The sequence below is a fragment of the Halalkalibacter nanhaiisediminis genome, from assembly GCF_007830185.1.
GTDB classification, from domain to species: domain Bacteria; phylum Bacillota; class Bacilli; order Bacillales; family Bacillaceae_D; genus Halalkalibacter; species Halalkalibacter nanhaiisediminis.
The window spans coordinates 115848-133382 of the sequence record NZ_VLKZ01000009.1; the positions used below are offsets into that span (position 1 = coordinate 115848).

13 protein-coding genes and 1 other RNA gene are annotated in these 17535 nt (G+C 38.8%); 3 read left to right on the forward strand and 11 right to left on the reverse strand.

What is annotated here, in order from left to right; all coding sequences use genetic code 11:
* Positions 1 to 15 precede the first annotated feature (15 nt).
* The 6 genes from IQ10_RS15050 to allB form a co-directional block, all read right to left on the reverse strand.
* Positions 16 to 627 (reverse strand): nucleotidyltransferase family protein, encoded by a 612-nt coding sequence (locus tag IQ10_RS15050; RefSeq protein WP_144451320.1) that lies wholly within the window; start codon positions 625 to 627, stop codon positions 16 to 18.
* A 13-nt stretch (positions 628 to 640) separates the two neighbouring features.
* A complete protein-coding gene (locus IQ10_RS15055; RefSeq protein WP_144451321.1) occupies positions 641 to 1714 on the reverse strand; it encodes an XdhC family protein in 1074 nt (357 codons plus the stop codon).
* 19 nt (positions 1715 to 1733) lie between these two features.
* Entirely contained in the window at positions 1734 to 2228 is a 495-nt protein-coding gene (locus IQ10_RS15060) for a 2Fe-2S iron-sulfur cluster-binding protein (protein WP_144451322.1), read from the reverse strand.
* The gene (gene pucD, locus IQ10_RS15065) at positions 2197 to 4503 is read right to left on the reverse strand and encodes a xanthine dehydrogenase subunit D (protein ID WP_144451323.1); all 2307 of its coding nucleotides are present in this window, start codon (positions 4501 to 4503) and stop codon (positions 2197 to 2199) included. The genes IQ10_RS15060 and pucD overlap by 32 nt, the downstream gene beginning before the upstream one ends.
* Complete coding sequence (locus IQ10_RS15070) at positions 4487 to 5395, reverse strand: FAD binding domain-containing protein (RefSeq protein WP_144451324.1); 909 nt, start codon at positions 5393 to 5395, stop codon at positions 4487 to 4489. Before IQ10_RS15070 ends, pucD begins: the two co-directional genes overlap by 17 nt.
* A 102-nt stretch (positions 5396 to 5497) precedes the next feature.
* Positions 5498 to 6883, reverse strand: coding sequence for an allantoinase AllB (gene allB / locus IQ10_RS15075; RefSeq protein ID WP_158640057.1), 1386 nt, complete (start codon positions 6881 to 6883; stop codon positions 5498 to 5500).
* A gap of 184 nt (positions 6884 to 7067) precedes the next feature.
* Between allB and IQ10_RS15080 the strand changes: the two genes are divergently transcribed.
* On the forward strand, positions 7068 to 8723 hold the full coding sequence (locus IQ10_RS15080) for a PucR family transcriptional regulator (protein WP_144451326.1): 1656 nt from the start codon (positions 7068 to 7070) through the stop codon (positions 8721 to 8723).
* A gap of 61 nt (positions 8724 to 8784) precedes the next feature.
* Here IQ10_RS15080 and glsA read toward each other — a convergent pair whose 3' ends face one another.
* The 4 genes from glsA to IQ10_RS15100 form a co-directional block, all read right to left on the reverse strand.
* Complete coding sequence (gene glsA / locus IQ10_RS15085) at positions 8785 to 9723, reverse strand: glutaminase A (protein WP_158640058.1); 939 nt, start codon at positions 9721 to 9723, stop codon at positions 8785 to 8787.
* A gap of 646 nt (positions 9724 to 10369) precedes the next feature.
* Positions 10370 to 12478 (reverse strand): methyl-accepting chemotaxis protein, encoded by a 2109-nt coding sequence (locus tag IQ10_RS15090; RefSeq protein WP_158640059.1) that lies wholly within the window; start codon positions 12476 to 12478, stop codon positions 10370 to 10372.
* Between the two features lie 244 nt (positions 12479 to 12722).
* Positions 12723 to 14171, reverse strand: coding sequence for a cardiolipin synthase (gene cls, locus IQ10_RS15095; protein WP_144451329.1), 1449 nt, complete (start codon positions 14169 to 14171; stop codon positions 12723 to 12725).
* Positions 14172 to 14424: 253 nt separating this feature from the next.
* Positions 14425 to 15363, reverse strand: coding sequence for an acetamidase/formamidase family protein (locus tag IQ10_RS15100; RefSeq protein WP_144451330.1), 939 nt, complete (start codon positions 15361 to 15363; stop codon positions 14425 to 14427).
* 168 nt (positions 15364 to 15531) lie between these two features.
* Here IQ10_RS15100 and IQ10_RS18075 point away from each other — a divergent pair, with 168 nt between their 5' ends.
* Both IQ10_RS18075 and ssrS read left to right on the forward strand, forming a co-directional pair.
* Positions 15532 to 15672 (forward strand): hypothetical protein, encoded by a 141-nt coding sequence (locus IQ10_RS18075; RefSeq protein ID WP_158640060.1) that lies wholly within the window; start codon positions 15532 to 15534, stop codon positions 15670 to 15672.
* Between the two features lie 55 nt (positions 15673 to 15727).
* A non-coding RNA gene (ssrS, locus tag IQ10_RS15105) (6S RNA) lies at positions 15728 to 15926 on the forward strand.
* Positions 15927 to 16107: 181 nt separating this feature from the next.
* On the opposite strand, the gene bglH is transcribed toward ssrS, so the two are convergent.
* Positions 16108 to 17523 (reverse strand): aryl-phospho-beta-d-glucosidase, encoded by a 1416-nt coding sequence (bglH, locus tag IQ10_RS15110; protein ID WP_144451331.1) that lies wholly within the window; start codon positions 17521 to 17523, stop codon positions 16108 to 16110.
* Between the last annotated feature and the right edge of the window lie 12 nt (positions 17524 to 17535).

Consider the following 17535-nt stretch of genomic DNA (forward strand, 5'->3'; position numbering starts at 1 on the left):
CCTCCTGCACCTAGCTCAGCTTAATCGTTTCGCTTCCTCAAAATCATCAGGGGTATCAATATCAAACACTACATAAGGATCGTCAACTGAAAACTTTCCCATCTCAAAACTGTCCATTAACCTCCGTCCCCCTTTATCACCTGAAAGTGTTTCGAAATCTACTAATCGAACATTCCCCCAAAACACTGGATGACCTGGTTTCCCTTCAAAAAAAGGTCGGATTACAAAAGGGCCAGAATCACTCGTTGCCCGTTCTCGCCCTTTTTCAAAAATAGATTCTATTGTTTCATTTGTTATAAACGGCTGATCTCCTAAGAAAAACATCGCCGACTGAATGTTTTTCTGTAAGTGGCGTATAGCTGTCAAAAAGGACGTACTCTGTCCTTTTTCATAATCAGCATTCATCACCCACTGAATATAAGAGGAATCAAGTTGAATAAGTTGTTGAATACGGTTTGCTTCAAAACCAATAACGACAATCACTTGATCAAATGAATGTGCCAACACTTTTTTTATGACTCTCTCAAGTAAATACATGCCGTTTAGCTTTAATAATTGCTTGTTTACTCCCATTCGCCTCGACTTTCCTGCTGCTAAAATAACTGCACAAACTGGCTCGCCCTTCATTCCACACCTTCCTTTACACAACCGTTTCTCGCTTCTTCTTTTTTCTCATCAACATTCTCTTTTCATTTCTGACTTGAATCAATTCTCCTAAAATGCTGATGCTGATTTCTTCTGCTCCTTCAGCATGAATCGAAATACCAACTGGTGAGTGGATCCATTCTGGTAATGGGAGAGACGCTACAAGTTTTTCTGTTCTTTTTTTCGGACCAAGTATACCAACGTATTTAGGTCGGTTCTCTTGCTCTAAGAAATACGTTAATATTTGTTGGTCTTGTTGGAATTGATGAGTCATAATTAACACGTAACTATTCTTTTTAAGACAGTTTTTTGCGAGGAAATTTTCAGGATGTTCAATGATGAACGAGCTAGCATTTGGAAAACATGCTCTCTTACAGCGGCTTTCCCTTGGATCAATGACAACTGGCAAAAAATCAAATTCAGCCGCTCGCTTTACAAGTGGTTCGGCATCAGTACCCGCACCGAAGATATAGAGAGTATCTTGTGGTTCATGTAATTCAAACATGAAAGTCGTATTCAATTCGATAAAATGCTGATATTCGAAAGTCCTCTCTGTTTTAAACATTTGGTTTACTGTAGGCATGACAACCTTTTTTAAATGAGGAAGCCGTGTCCCTATCACTTCTCCATCTTCTGCCACAAATAAACGCACACCATCTTTCTGTCTACTCAAATCACTAATGGAAACAAGGCGTTCTCCTCTCTCTAATCTTTCTAAAACTCGAGACAGAAAATGCTTTGTATCATTCCATTTAATAGGCTCAAGCAAAATAGTGATTTCCCCATTACAGCCCGCACCTTTTCCCCAGCCTAAGTCATCTTCTATTCGTAAATTATACGTAACCGTTTGGTGCTTCTGTAACGTCATCGCTTCCTGGGCATAACTAGACAAATCTTCCTCAAGACATCCTCCACTGATCATTCCGTATTGCTCACCATTTTCAGAAAAGAGCATTTTGGCGCCTTCATGACGGTAAGCAGATCCCTTCACTTGAATAACCGTCGCTAAAGCAAATGATTGATCTGGTTTCGATTTCATAATGTTCAGATATTTATAAAGCTCTTTCATTGTTCTCCCCCCACTCCATTTAAACGGGTTCTATTCTACTTAATCGCTCTAATACTCTGTAGATTCCACCATAACCAGTACAACGGCATAAATTCCCTGCTAATCCTTCTTTTAATTGCTCAACCGTAGGGTGCGGATGTTCTTTTAATAAAGCCTTTAATGAGATAACCATGCCTGGTGTGCAATATCCGCATTGAAATCCACCTTCTTCTAAAAAGGCTTGCAAAATAGGATCCACCTCCCCTGCACTTATTCCCTCAATCGTCACCACTTTTTTTCCTTCACATTGATAAGCCATTGTTAAGCATGAATTGTATGTTTTGCCATCAATTAAAACCATACACGCCCCGCACCGGCCAATCTCACATGACACCTTCGTTCCTGTTAGATCTAAATCATATCGGAGAATATCAATTAGACGTCTTGCAGGATCCACTGAAAGATTCATTGTCTTTCCGTTCATTTCAAACGTTAACATCTTTTCACTTACTGACGGATTGACTTTTTGACTCATACGTCTTCTCCCCCTCTATCTCTTCAAGAAAAAGTGAGTCCTGAAGTAATTCTTCTGGCTTGATTGGTAATGACTTCACCCATTTGCCTGTTGCCTGTCTAACAGCTGAGACAATAGCTGGGGCGAGCGCAACTGAACCTACTTCACCCACTCCACGCGGACCGAATGAATCACCGTCGGGCAGCTCCTCAATTGCTTCAACATGTTGCACTGGCACATCCAAAATGGTGGGAATCATATACGTATCCAAATTTTTTGTGACATATCGTCCCCCATCCATAACGGCATCTTCAGTCAACGTAAAACCTAAAGCCATCACACTCCCGCCTTCGATTTGACCAACATACCCCATCGGGTTGATGACTGGACCAGCTGCAACAACGTGATCAATGCCAATAATAGTAACCATCCCTGTTAGCAAATTCACTTCAACCTCTACAATAACCGCCGTACTTGTATAAAGATAATGCGCACCGATAATTGGATCAGGTGTAATGGGATAATGAAACGCAGTTGTAAACTCCAGATCTTCAACACCACTATCAGCTATCTGTTTATACGTAAGTACTTGCTGTCTATAGCCTTTTTTATCCATCCAAATCCCACTTCGTCCTGTTTGTAATTGCTCTTTTGGTATCCCAGTAAGGAACGATGCTCTTTCAAATAGAGCTTCTAAAAATGGGGCTTTCAAACGATTAAGAGATTGCCAAACCATATTGGTCGTCCGTGATGCAGTAGATGACCCACTTGATGGCACAAGCTCGGTATCGCCAATAATGATATTTAAGTCGTCTCTTTCACATTGAAAATGATCTTGCATTAATATTTCTAAGGTTGAAAGTAAACCTTGGCCAAACTCCTCATGACCGAATGCAACTTCAATTTTCCCTTCCTTACTAAGTCGTATTGTTCCGCCTGCATGATCAGGAATTCCATATCCCAAGCCAGAACCATGCATTGCCATCGCCAAACCGATACCGCGTCTCAGCCACAGACTACTATTTTTTGTTGATTCTATTCTTTTTTGCCAAATAGGTGATCGCTGCAAGGCCTCCCACACTTGCTTTGGACCATCTGTTGGAACGATACGCTGTCCCATCGGCCCAAGATCGTTAAGTTGACGTAGATTTCTTCTTCGTAGCTCCCATGGTTCAATCTGTAATTGTTCAGCTAAGCGATCCATCTGACCCTCTAAGGCAAAAATAACTTGATTCCCTCCAAAGCCGCGAAACTCACCTGACACTCCGTTATTTGTATAGACGGCTTTCCCCTTCACATCAACATGCGGAATCAGATACGGCCCCATCGCATGCTCAGTTGCAAAATTTAAAACGGGTCCCCCAAGTGTCGAATAGGCACCTGTATCAGAAAGAATACGAGCTTGATGAGCAAGTAACTTACCGTCAGAATCAATCCCTGTCTTCATTGTCACTTTCATTGGGTGACGCTTTAATCCCGCTTTCACAGATTCCCATCTTGAAAAATGCATCTTGACTGGCCTTTGGCAATGTAGAGCGAGCAATGCCCCGTAAGGCTGTACATTTAATTCATCCTTTCCTCCAAACGATCCACCGATTGGGCTAGAGATCACTCGAATAGTCTCTTCAGGTATGGCAAGGATTCGCGCTAATTGCATCCGATCCTTATAACCATGCTGTGTCGGAGCATAGACAATTAGCTTTCCATCTGCTTCAGGAACAAAAAGTCCACCCTCGGTTTCCAAATACGTATGCATTTGCCTGGGTGTCTCATACGTTTCTTCCACAATGTAAGTACAATTTTGAAAAGCCCCTTCTACATCTCCCCGTGAATAATCGGTCTCATGGAGAATGTTCCCTGCTGGATGAATGAGAGGTGCCCCTTCATCCAAGGCAGCTTCAGGAGAGCTCAGTACGTCTAATTCCTCATATTCCACTTGAATTAGCTGCAATGCTTCTTCTGCAGCCTCCTTTGTCTCTGCAGCTACAGCAGCAACTGCATCACCTTCAAAGCGGACTAGCTCATCACAAAAGACTGGCTGATCTGGCTGACTAATTCCAAATCCGTTCAAACCAGGGATATCACGATGAGTAAGGACAGCTTTTACACCTGGATGCCTCAATGCCACTGAAATATCAATAGAATGAATGCGTGCGTGAGGGTACGAACTTCGAAGTACTCTGCCGTAAAGCATATTTGCACCTTTCATATCCGTTAAATAGCGGAGCCTACCCGTTACCTTCTCCTTGCCATCTGGCCTCACCTTCCATTTACTAGACTCACGACTTAAAAGCATCATCATCACCACCTTTGCTAAGACGATATAATTCACTCGTTATGAGATTGGCAACAACTGATTTTTTATAATGAGCAGTAGCAAACGCATCTGTTTGTGCCGCATGCTCCTCTACTATCAGCTTATGAACCTTTTTAAGTCGATCAATTGAAAATGGCTGATGTTCTAGCTCCCATTCTGCTTTCGATAGTCTCTTTGCAGAAATGGCACCACCCCCAGCCGCTATCGCAACGTTACGAACGACACCCGTTTGATCAATAAATCCTTTACTCGCCACATTCACAACAGATGGTGTAAATGCTTCCCTTCTTCCTACTTTCATATAAAAGGAGAAACCTTCATGTAGCAGTTGTTCATCGATTTCGATTTTTAATCCAACTAATATACGTTTATCCCTTTTGAACTCATTTGCTTGAAGCTTAAATAGCCAGCCTTCCAACGATTCCACCTCTATTTCCGTACCGTTATACCATTGCAACTGTGTATCAAAAATCAGGAAAGCTGGAATCGAGTCGCCAATAGCCGTATAAATATTGCCACCTATTGTAGCTTGATTACGGATTGACGTGGCAGCAATATGACGACAGGCCTTCACAATGGTTGCTAGATATTTGTTTAAAAGTGGATTCTTTATACAATCTGCGAGCGTTGTCGCTGCGCCAATTGTAATGACTCTCTTTCCAGAGATAATTTGTTCTTCAATTTGACTCATCGCTAAAATCTGTTCAAGACTAATCAGATGAGGAGACATCTTACGAAGATTTGCCTCCCACTGCGTCCTGAGCCAAGTCCCACCTGAAACGTAACAATAACTGTTCGGTTCAAGATGATCATGAATATTCCACGCTTCTTCTAGAGTTTTCGGTTTCCAAACGATTTGCTTCGTTAGCACTCTTCAGCACTCCTTTCCTCTAAAATCCTCTCCTATGGTTTGATCATAAAGAATGAGAATGCCAGAAACACTGTTTATAATAAACAAAGTTAGATTGCAACATTAGCTAAATCCACTAAAAGCCGAAACGTCCATTGGCTCTTTGGTTCTCTCGATAAATTGATCATTTTCATAAATCACATCACCACTTACAACCGTAGCCATGATCTTACTTGTTGCTTCCAGCTTTTCATAAGGGGAATAAGGATGACGCGTATACGTGTTAGATTTATTCACTGACCATTGCCTATTCATCTTTACAATCGTCAAATCCGCATCATATCCAGCTTGTATGTCTCCCTTTTTTTCAGAAAGACCAAAGCGTTTTGCTACATTTGAAGTTAAAAGCGGAACCAACTTTTCTATGGAAAAACCACGCTTCATTGCTTCTTGCAGAAAGAATTGAAAGCCGAATTGGATCCCTTGAATCCCTCCCCAAGCCTTCCAAATATTTTGGTCACCTTCTGATTTCATTTGAATCGGACATGGAGAATGATCAGTACCAATGATATCAACCCATCCTCGTTCCACGCACTTCCACAATTCTTCAACCATGTCACGACTTCGGAGAGGCGGGGCGCATTTTAACAGTGGACCAACGTTCAAGAAATCTTGTTCATCAAAAAGTAAATAATGAGGGCAAACCTCAACTGAAACATCGAACCCGTTTTCTTTGTATTGATTGATTAATTCAATGGAGTGCGGTGAACTAACATGAACAAAATGAACTGACACCTTCGTTTGTTCGACTTTCTTCAATGCATCTGTAATCGCAGCAAGCTCGGCACTTGGTGGGCGACTATTTAAGAACGCTTGACGATCCGTTCGCTTATCCATTAGTAATTGGGAGGTGTAGTGTTCAATAAGATCCTGGTCCTCTGCATGCAAAGCCAAAATAGCATGTAATTTTTTCGCCTTGATCATCGCTTCTTTTAACTGATCCTTTGAAATCTTCTCGAAATCTCCTATTCCACTATCAGATAAAAAGGCTTTGAAACCAACGATGCCTGCTTCTTTCATGCCTTTGAGTTCTTCTTCATCTCCAACGTTTGCAGCTGTTATTCCACCCCATAACCCGTAGTGAATCCACGAACGCGAGCTGACATGCTTCTTTTTCATTTCTAAAATATGAGTATTTGTAACAGATGGACTGCTATTTAGCGGCATATCAAAAACCGTTGTTGTACCTCCAGCTGCCGCAGCTCGACTGCCAGAATAAAACCCTTCCCATTCTTCTCTCCCTGGATCATTAAAATGAACATGAGAATCGATAAAACCAGGAAGAACATAGCTGTCAGATGCATCAACCACTTTTAAAAAGTTGCTCTCATCTACCTCTGTTTTTGGAAGAATGATTTGCTCAACCAAGCCTTTGTGGACAATAACGCGCGCCCGCTTAAAAGTACCGTCTGTATAAACTGTTCCATTTTTTATCATTAATTGTTTCACAGACATCCCCACCCACATGATCCATTTTTATCTATTTTGGCTGATTCAACTAAATAATTGATAAATTTTGTAAGAGAATATCCCATAGAAGTTTTCGCGCCGCCATTTTTTTTGTACATTATTAACAACAAAGAGAAAGATCCTACTTAACATGTATTTTTCTACATAAAGGAGTGAATCAAAAATGAAACTGATAGATGTATTGAACCTTTCCACATTCAAGGACGCGACAGTCGTGGCTGGACAACTCGGTTTAACGAACCCAGTCCAATCCGTTAATTTGATGGATGCTCCTGATATTATTCATTATTTAAATGCCGAACAATTGCTTTTGACAACAGCCTACTCTCTTCATCATGACCGACAAGCATTGATCGAATTAGTGCAGCAAATGGCTAAACAAGGCTGCGCTGGGTTAGGATTAAAAACAAAGAGATATATTGAGGAAATTCCAGAAGAAATTATTACCGAAGCGAACAAATTAAACTTTCCCATTATTGAGTTGCCTCTTCACTATTCGTTAGGAGAAATGCTTAATGAATCATTAGGCTGTATTCTTAAGGAGCGGACAGAGGAATTGAATTATGCCTTAAACACTCATAAAGAATTTTCAAATATTGTCATGTCTGGCGGAGGATTTTCCAGTGTCATCGCCAGTCTTTCATCGCTATTAGATGCACCAGTCGTTTTATTAAACTACCGTCTTGATATTTTGAGCTCTTCTCATAGAATTGATCAGGATTCATTTTTTGAAGTGTATTGGCACATTCATGACTTGATTCATCGCCAAGAAATTGATCAATATTTAGCATTAACGCTACCTAATGAAGAGACCTCTTCCCCTTATAAAGAGTTTTCCCTTTATCCAATTAACACAGTCAATCAACAAAAAGGATATGTTGTCATACTAGGGAAAGCCAAATCACATAATAACTCTTTCTTACTTGCAATCGAGCAAGCCTCTAATGTGATTTCATTTGAATTTATGAAGCTACATGCTCTAGAGCAGCATTCAAGACGTTTGAAAAATGAATTTTTCACTGATTTAATCGATGGTACAATTGCTACAGAAGAAGAAATTCAAAGTCGAGGAAAAACATACGCATTAGACAAGTCACTTCAATACGTTTGCATTACGTTTAAAATCGATGGTGGTTCTGACTACTCTTTAGAAAATTATCCATTGCAAGCTGAAAAAGAAATGAATAACAAAAGAGACGTGATCTATGAATTAGTTGAAGTGTTAATTGGGAAGCAGTTCAACAGTAGTATTGTATTTTCAAAAGGCGATCTTTTTGGCATTTTAATCGGGTTTGATTTCTACAATGAATCCGTAGAGAAGAACCTGCTGGATGTGATTCGCCAAACACAAGATGAAGTGTATCATACGTTAGATACCGGCTTATCATTTGGGATAAGCAATATAGCTGAAAAATTAAACGACATAGGGATAGCTTTTCAAGAAGCCGTGGATTCTCTCAGAATGGGCTATCGAGAGAATAAAAATAAATTCATTAAAACATATCGCACAAAAGAGCTGACCGAACTGTTGAAAACGATTCCTTCTCAAAAGTTAAAAGAATTCTATCAAACCTCTCTGAAAGAATTGGCCTATCCGAAAGACAAAGAAAAGAAGGATTTGGTTCAGACGCTCTCCTATTTTTTAAACAATAATTGTCAAATTGCCGAAACAGCAAAAAGTATGTTTGTTCACCGTAATACAGTCATTTATCGAATCAAAAAATGCGAGGAACTACTCGGAAGAGATATTAAGAGCTCTGATGAAACGATGCGATTAAGAATGGCTTTTTTTATTCAATCGTTTCTTTTGCAGAAGTAAGCTCATTTACTAAAAATATTAGCCGTTTCTTAGTGGTGATCGAAACGGCTAATTTGAATATTTATTGATTAAATAGGCTTAAATTCCACCTCTCAGACATCTTTCGCAATAAACGAACACCTGCAATACTATTGTTGTGTTTATTTAAGTCTGGTCCAAGAACAGCAATGCCCATTCGTCCTGGTACTGCCGCGACAATCCCGCCAGAGATGCCGCTTTTTGCTGGTATTCCAACATCAATTGCAAACGCACCCGACTGATCGTACATACCGCAAGTGACCATAAACGTCTTCAATACCGTTACAACATCTGAAGGGATAATTTGTTCATCACTGTCGATATCTTTTCCATTATTTGCAATGACCGCCCCTATACGAGCTAACTCCTTAATCGTTACTTCAATCGACGTCATCTTCCAATAGATGGGCAAAACATCTAATAAATCACCCTCGACATAACCACCCGAACGATTATAATAAAACAATGCCCGATTTAAATCTTGATCCTCATACTGATAAACTTCACGGTTATAATCAATCTCTGGATTTCCTGCTAATTTCCTTGTTAAAGCTAGCACTTTTTGAAAACGCTCATCAACGGTTTCCCCTTTAATCTGCCCAACGACTGCAATTGCACCTGCATTAACCATTGGATTAAGCGGTCCACCATCTTTTTTTACTTCCATTCCCATTAACGAATGATAAGGATCTCCCGTCGGCTCTTTTCCAACGTGTTGAAAGACTTTTTCCTTCCCTTGATCCATTAAGGCAACAGCCAAGGAAATGACCTTTGAAATACTTTGAAGTGAAAATCTTCCTTCATCATCGCCCGCTTGAATCGTTTTGCCATTCAAACCAGTTATCGCGATTGAGATCGCCCCGTGATCCTCATTATCTACTTTTTCGATATAGTCAGGAATTCTCCCGTTCCGCGCTACATCTCTTTCTTCATTTATAATATCCTCTAGGTATGCTTGAATATCTTCATTGATTTTATCCACGATTTCATTCCTCCCTACCTAGATGAACTTCCCTCTTTTCTACTAATTAATCATGAAAGTAAGAATGAACACATAAATATTAACTTATTATGACAGCAAATCTTTTAAGAAAATCACAGAAAAGCAGGTCAAGAGACTCTCACTTTCTTTATGCGAGCAAGACTATCGGCTCATTTATTTTCAAGCAGGTTTATTCCCCTTATAAATGGGCAATAATTTTACTACGAGGCAATCATACTAACGAATCGTTAGGCATAATAGTAAGACCTAAAAGAATAATGCCTCTTACATAATCAAACAAGCAATCAAAAATAATAACATCATTTCATAGAAAAGGAGGAATACTTCATGAGCTTGCAAGAATACATCGAAAAGATTAATAACATGCTAGAAGAAGCCAAGCAACAAGTAGTCTCTGTAAAGAAATAATCAAAAAAAGACACGATAGCCTCAGCAATATGAGTGTGATCGTGTCTTTTCTTTCTTCATGGGGTTCTAGACTTAAAATTTAAAGCTTTTAATAAGCGACTGTAGTTCTTCTGCCATTTTTAATAGAGATGTAGCTGAAGCTAACACTTCCTCAAATGTAGCCAGTTATAAAAAATGTTCACTTAATAATTTACAAATTATTCATTACGTCGCATTATTAAACTTTAAAACGGTTAATCTGTTCCATCAGCTCTATCGTTTGCTGATTTAAGCTCGTTATCGAATCCGTTAATTCTTCCATTTTCTTTAATTGATCTTGTGATGTAGCTGCTACATCTTTTGTACTGTTTGACGTATGACTTGAAATAGTAGCCATCTCTTCAACTGTCGCTGCCACTTCTTCAGAGCCTGCTGACATTTCCTCTGATACAGCTGACAGCTCTTGAATTTGTTCTGATATAAATTGAACAGATAGAAAAATGTTCTTGAATGTCTCTCCAGCCATGTTTACATCATTTAATCCTACTTGCACTTCTGATTTCACTTCGTCCATTGAAAAGACAGATCGTTCTGTTTCTTCTCTTAACTGACTTATGATCCGTTCAATTTGTTGTGCTGCTCTTTTTGACTCCTCAGATAGCTTTCTCACTTCTTGTGCAACAACTGCAAAGCCCCGTCCATGTTCTCCTGCTCTTGAAGCTTCAATCGCGGCATTTAAAGCGAGTAAATTTGTCTGAGAGGAAATCGAGGATATCGTTGCATTAATTTGTCCAATTTCCTTTGATTTTTCACCTAATGAGTTGATTACTTCAGAAAACTCTTGAACGACTGAGTTAATTAAATCCATCTGTTTTACTGCTTTTTCAATCGATTGATTTCCTCTTTCCGAGTCCTTTGCCGTTTCAAGCGAACGTTCAGCTACCGTTGAAGATGTTTCGGCAACCTTTTGAATTCCAAGTGACATTTCTTCCATAACATTTGCCGTTTCTCTAGCACTGATTAGCTGCGTTTCAGAACCAGATGCGACTTCCTTAATCGCCTGTGCCATTTGCTCATTTGCAGCTGCCATTTCATCTGATTGTTCATTTAAAAAATGTGTCGATTGCGTCACACTATCTGTTACATCCTTACTTTTCATAATCATCGTTTGAAATGATTGACGCATCTCATTTAATGACTGTTCAATTGATTTGGTTTCATCTTTAGCATCAATTGTAATCACCTGCGTTAAATCACCATTTGCCATAATATTCGTTGCCTCATTTAACTCTTTAATCGTATGATGAATGGCTTTCGAAAAACCGATAAACAAATACAATAGCAATAATACGACCAACAAGAGGATGGCAATGACGACATACTGTGTGAACGTATAGTCCTCTATTCGCTCTTCAATTGTATTTTCAAGCAATAAAATATTTCTATCTAACAACTCATATACTTGATCAATCGTTGTGGTCGCAAGCTCATAATAAGCTTCACCTTCTAATTGAAACTCACTAGCAGTAATCATTTCTTCATGAATAGTAGTAGCTAATATATCAATCGATCCAAAGGCTTGGTTATTTAAAGCTTCCAATTCACTTCTTATCTCTTCATTATTAGCAAAAACCATCGCCATTGCTCGCTGAGAGTTTTGTAACGAGGATTCAATCCCTTCTGTCAGAAAGATTAATTGCCGCCTCTCTTCTTCAGTCATATTGCCTCTTGCTAAAATTCCAGAACCAATTCCTCTTGTCTGTCCCATATATTCTAAAACAATTGGTAGCTCATTAATCGTAATGTCAACTAAATGAAAAACGTGTAATTCCGGATCTAAAACGAGCTCTGCATTCTCACTAATATGAGCATTCAACTGTAACAACCCACTCACAAATTCCGTATGTAGCTCAAAAGATTCAGCCAATTCAAGATTCTCAATATTATCTCTGATAAAATACCAATTGTTTTTTTGCAATTGCCACTCTTCACCAAGACTTAAAGGATTACCATAGCTTGCATTTTGCTGATCAATCCGATCTATAAAACCATCAATATCTTCTTGCAGTTCTACCAAGTTCCCTAAAGCAGTCGTTTCACCTCCCAAATATAAAGCTGCTGTTCCTCGATGTCTTTGTGCATTTTGAATAATATGTCGAACCTCTTGATAATACTCTAGACCTACTTTTTCTTGAGCAGAAAGCTGCGTCCGTTCATGTAATTGATTAATAAATACTAAAGTAAAAACACTAAGCGGAAGAAAAAATAGTAGGAAAATAAGGGCAAATTTCCAAGTAAACGTTAAGCGATTCATCAATGATACAACTGGTTTAAATAATTGGTTCATGATAAGTTCCTCCATTATCTACGTATAAGTGGCTACTTCATTCCCTCCTTCAAAAGAACCGTCTTTGTTCATTTATTCTAAACAGTATTAGTCATTTTGTGCGATGGTTTGGAAGGTTAACTTACAATAGAAATGTCGAATTACTAGAACCCTTTAATCACTATGTTGAGAGGGTAGCTCGTATATCCCCCATAAATCAAAAAACCCTCGACTTAGCAATTCTATCTAAGTCAAGGGTTTGTAATTATAAAATCGGTGATAAAAGGGTTGAAAAGGCTTCTTTACATTTCACCCAATTCGATCGTTTTTGATAGAGCTCATACGTTATTTCTTTTGAAACCTCCATATCTACTTCAAATGCTTTTGCCAGCTTATCGGATGTCTCATCGTGATAGATAAATGAATTAATTTCGAAATTTAATTGAAAGCTTCGCATATCAAAATTTGCCGTCCCCACTGAACTAATTTTCCGATCCACTACTATCGTTTTCGAGTGAATAAATCCTCGTTCGTATTGATATACCTTCGCTCCCGTCTTTAACATTTCACCTATATGAGCATACGTTGCCCAGTAAACAAATGGACCATCAGGCTTATTTGGAATCATAATTCGGACATCAATACCTGAAAGGACTGCTACTCGCAAAGCATCAAGAATCGCAATATCAGGAATAAAGTACGGCGTTTGAATATAAATCGACTCCTTAGCAGCCATGATCATTTTTAAATAGCCATACTTAATTTCTTCTCCTTCCGAATCAGGACCACTTGAGACAATTTGCATCGGTATCACATTCTGTCCTTTCACCTCAGGAAAATACTCCTTGTGAAAGGTCATCCTTTTTTCTTTTGAAGCTTGATTCCAATCTTGAATAAATTTCGTTTGTAAAGGTTTAACGGCATCTCCTTCAATTCGAAGATGAGTATCGCGCCAATAACCAAACTTTTTATCTTTACCAAGATATTCAACTCCCACATTAAATCCACCAACATAACCAATTCGCCCGTCAATATTAACAAGTTTTCGATGGTTACGATAGTTCAAACGAAAATTAATAAAAGGAATTTTAGAGGGAAAGAAAATAACGACTTCGCCTCCAGCCGCTTTTAATTCAGATAAGTGGCTTTTTTTAAGCTTAGCAGATCCTAAGTCATCATAGAGAAAGCGCACACTCACCCCCTCGTTTGCTTTTTCGGTTAAGAGGCGAATCAATTGTGCACCAATCTCATCATTGCTAAACAAATAATATTGAATATGAATAAACTGCTTGGCTTCTTGAATGTCTTTCAGTAGCCGATCAAATTTATCTTGACCATCAATGATAAGCTCTACGTCATTTTCGATAGCTAGTAAAGCGTCGTGATGAATAAGGTGCATATCCACAAGCTCACGATACTGTTCAACAGTTGGAATATCAAACGAAAAATTAGGTTCTTCTACTTGTTTTTTCTGAGAAGAAATAGCCTCCCCTATCCCAATTTTTTTTGCCGCTTCTTTTTTAAATTGATTCCGTCGTGTAACATCTTGGCCGAATAAGAGATAGAGAATCGATCCGACAAAAGGGAGAAAATACAGAACAAACAACCAAGCCCAAGTGGTTGTCGCATCTTTTCTTTCAATAAAAATTAAGATAATAATAAAAAGTAGATTAAGGAGAAGACCTACTATTAGTATAAGAGAAAACATGTCCATATTTCACCAATCCACCTGTTCAGATTTCGTGATTGCAATCATTTTTTAAAATTCTTGTATAAAGTTCATTCCCATTATCTGAAAGCTTGAAACAAGATTAGCGAGATGCACTAAGTATTCTTTCACTTTCATGAACCTATACTCTCATACGAATAGAAAAGCCTCATTCTTTCTCTTTTAACTAGGAACTAACCTACACAAAAAGGGCCAGCCAGTAAAAACTAGCTAACCTAATTGCGTATATGCTATTTCTCTATTTTTCTTCAAAAATCGCAAGCGGCAATAAAGCACTAACAACATAATGACCTGCATCAACGATTTCAGATATTTTCAAGTCAACACATTGACTTGAAAGCAGATATGCATCGATCTTTGGCATATCGTACGTTGTCGCAATATGGTCTACCATCGCACGAAGAGCATCTTGTGAAGCCGTCATTAAATCTGTTCCAACACCCGTTGTACCATAAAATCCTGCATGATTTACTTTAGGTGTTAATGCCCCCTTTGTCTGAAATTGTGGTGCTGGAATCGACTTTCCTTTGATTAATGTAAACTTCAGACGTGATTCCATCGGGCACTCCAAAGCTGATACACATACTTCGCCATCACCTTGTGCCGCATGACCGTCACCGCAACTAAACAAAGCCCCCACTTCTTGTACAGGAAGATATAGCGTCGTTCCTACCGTCAATTGACGAGTATCCATGTTTCCACCAAACGTCCCAGGTGGCATAATCGGAGTACCATCTGCATCCTGTGGACAAACACCCATCGTACCTAAAAAGGCTTCAATTGGCACTTTAATATCTTCTCTAAAGTGAATATATTCTCCGTCTGATAAATCGAACGTACGAAGATATGCATCAGGAAAATCCTCTGCTAAAAGACCAAGCCCAGGTAGAACAGCCGTCCATCCCCAGTCTTTTACTTTCAGATCTAAAATTTCAACAGCTAGTGTATCACCTGGCTCTGCCCCTTCTATATAAACTGGACCTGCTAGAGGATACACACGAGTCCAGTCAAGGTTAGCAATCGCTTCGGTTGTCGAATTGAGGTTGAATTGTCCATCTGTTACTTCCCTCGTATCAAAAATGACTGAATCTCCACTTTGAATCTTAATAACGGGCTCACGTTTAGCGTCCCAAGAATAATGCACTACATCACTCGGAAAATAATGAGTTTTTGACATAGATGATAACACTCCTTTTCATTAGCTACTAACACTATTCTATTATATGAAATTTTCATAACTTTTGAAATAAATAAGTCCTGATAAACCTATTATTGTTGAGTGGAGGTTTCATTTTCTTGACGACAAGGAATAGATAAAGAAAACGAAATAAGAAAGGTGATTTCAATGAAGAAATTATTATTAGCTGTATCGGCTTTAAGTCTATCTTTTATCTTAGCTGCTTGTGGGGATGGGAGTGAACCAGTAGTAGAAAATGAACGTATAGAAGCAGATATAGAAGCAGTTGAGGGAGAAGAAACTGAATAAGTCGTTTCACAAAGAATACCATTGCGTATTCCGAGAAAATATTATATTATAATAACACAAGCTGCATTGTACGTAAGATTGATTAAGTTTTAACCTTTAAGCTGTAATTAGGGAGTTTTACATTGAAGCTAAAATGACAAGCCTCTGTCTATAAGACATGGAGGACATGCAGGAGAGCTTCTGCGAACACCCACTTTGAGGAGTGGTGGTTTAAAACTTTCTTATATTTTTGATACGGCAAAGGCGGCTTCCTAATTTGTGAAATCAAACCAGTTTCTTTTTAGAAGCTGGTTTTTTTGTTTGTTTAAAAGAGGCAGACACCCTTCATGATCTGCCTCTCTCCTCATCCATTATGAATTTATCATTCTCTTTACTACAGGAAAGCTAATTGTGATTGTTGTGCCTTTACTGTTTGATTCTTTTCTTCACCGTACTTTAATCTAAATTTTCTCCGTTTGTTGCAATAACGTCCTTGTACCAATGAAAACTTTTCTTTTTAATTCTTCTAAGTGTACCATTTCCTTCATTATCTTTATCGACATAAATGAAGCCATACCGTTTTTTCATTTCAGCTGTAGAAGCACTTACTAGATCGATTGGTCCCCAAGATGTATATCCGATTAAGTCCACACCGTCGGCAATCGCTTCTTTCATTTCTTTCATATGATCTCTTAAATAATCAATGCGATAGTCATCATTTACAATGTCACCTTCTTCTAGCACATCAATAGCTCCAAAGCCATTTTCCACGATAAATAAAGGCACTTGATAACGATCATACAGCGTGTTAAGCGCAAATCTCAGACCCTTTGGATCGATTTCCCATCCCCATTCTGAAGCTTTCAGATGCGGATTCTTGACTCCTCCCATGATCATATTGGCATTCGTTGTACCTGCTTCTTCAGGGGTTGCCGTAGCCGTTCTACTCATATAATAGCTAAATCCTAGATAATCTACTTTATAGTTATGTAGAATATCCGCATCACTATCTTCCATTTCAATGTGAATATCATTTTCTGCAAAATAGCGTTTTGTATAGGATGGATAGTATCCCCTAACTTGAATATCTGTAAAGAATACAGCTTCTCGGTCTAATTCAAGCGCCTCCCATACGTCTTCAGGCTTACTCGTCAATGCATACGTCGGAAGATAAGAAAGCATACAACCAATTTTCGCATCAGGAATAATTTCATGGCAGGCTTTGACTGCTAAAGCACTTGCGACAAACTGATGGTGCGCTGCTTGATACATCGTATTTTTCTTATTCTCACCTTCTGCAAAGACAAGTCCGCCACCAGTGAATGGTGCGTGTAAGACAACATTGATCTCATTAAATGTCATCCAATATTTCACTTTATCTTTGTAGCGTTCAAATAACACCTTTGCATAGCGTTCGTAAAATTCGATCAGCTTGCGGTTTTTCCATCCTCCATAATTCTTCACAAGTCCTAGTGGCATTTCATAATGAGAGATTGTGACCACTGGTTGGATATTACGCTTTAATAATTCATCAAATAAATCATCGTAGTATTGCAAGCCCTCTTCATTCGGCTCTAGTTCATCCCCATTAGGGAAAATTCGTGTCCAAGCGACTGATGTCCGGAAGCAGTTAAAGCCCATTTCTGCAAATAAAGCTACATCCTCTTTATAACGATGATAAAAATCAATTCCTGTATGATAGGGATAATAGTTTTCCATCGAATCATCAAAAGGGCTCATAATGCCATGTGGTAACACATCAGCTGTTGAAAGACCTTTCCCCCCTTCAAGATATGCACCTTCTACTTGGTTAGCGGCTACTGCCCCGCCCCACAAAAAACCTTCAGGAAACTTCTTCTCTACTTTACTCATCATCAAACTCCT

Excerpts from the sequence above, each read along its gene's own strand:
- IQ10_RS15100 (WP_144451330.1), bottom strand. The coding sequence starts at position 15,363 with ATGTCAAAAACTCATTATTTTCCGAGTGATGTAGTGCATTATTCTTGG.
- IQ10_RS18075 (WP_158640060.1), top strand. The coding sequence starts at position 15,532 with ATGAAGAAATTATTATTAGCTGTATCGGCTTTAAGTCTATCTTTTATC.
- IQ10_RS15080 (WP_144451326.1), top strand. The coding sequence starts at position 7,068 with ATGAAACTGATAGATGTATTGAACCTTTCCACATTCAAGGACGCGACA.
- IQ10_RS15050 (WP_144451320.1), bottom strand. The coding sequence starts at position 627 with ATGAAGGGCGAGCCAGTTTGTGCAGTTATTTTAGCAGCAGGAAAGTCG.
- IQ10_RS15060 (WP_144451322.1), bottom strand. The coding sequence starts at position 2,228 with ATGAGTCAAAAAGTCAATCCGTCAGTAAGTGAAAAGATGTTAACGTTT.
- pucD (WP_144451323.1), bottom strand. The coding sequence starts at position 4,503 with ATGCTTTTAAGTCGTGAGTCTAGTAAATGGAAGGTGAGGCCAGATGGC.
- bglH (WP_144451331.1), bottom strand. The coding sequence starts at position 17,523 with ATGAGTAAAGTAGAGAAGAAGTTTCCTGAAGGTTTTTTGTGGGGCGGG.
- IQ10_RS15090 (WP_158640059.1), bottom strand. The coding sequence starts at position 12,478 with ATGAACCAATTATTTAAACCAGTTGTATCATTGATGAATCGCTTAACG.
- IQ10_RS15055 (WP_144451321.1), bottom strand. The coding sequence starts at position 1,714 with ATGAAAGAGCTTTATAAATATCTGAACATTATGAAATCGAAACCAGAT.
- cls (WP_144451329.1), bottom strand. The coding sequence starts at position 14,171 with ATGGACATGTTTTCTCTTATACTAATAGTAGGTCTTCTCCTTAATCTA.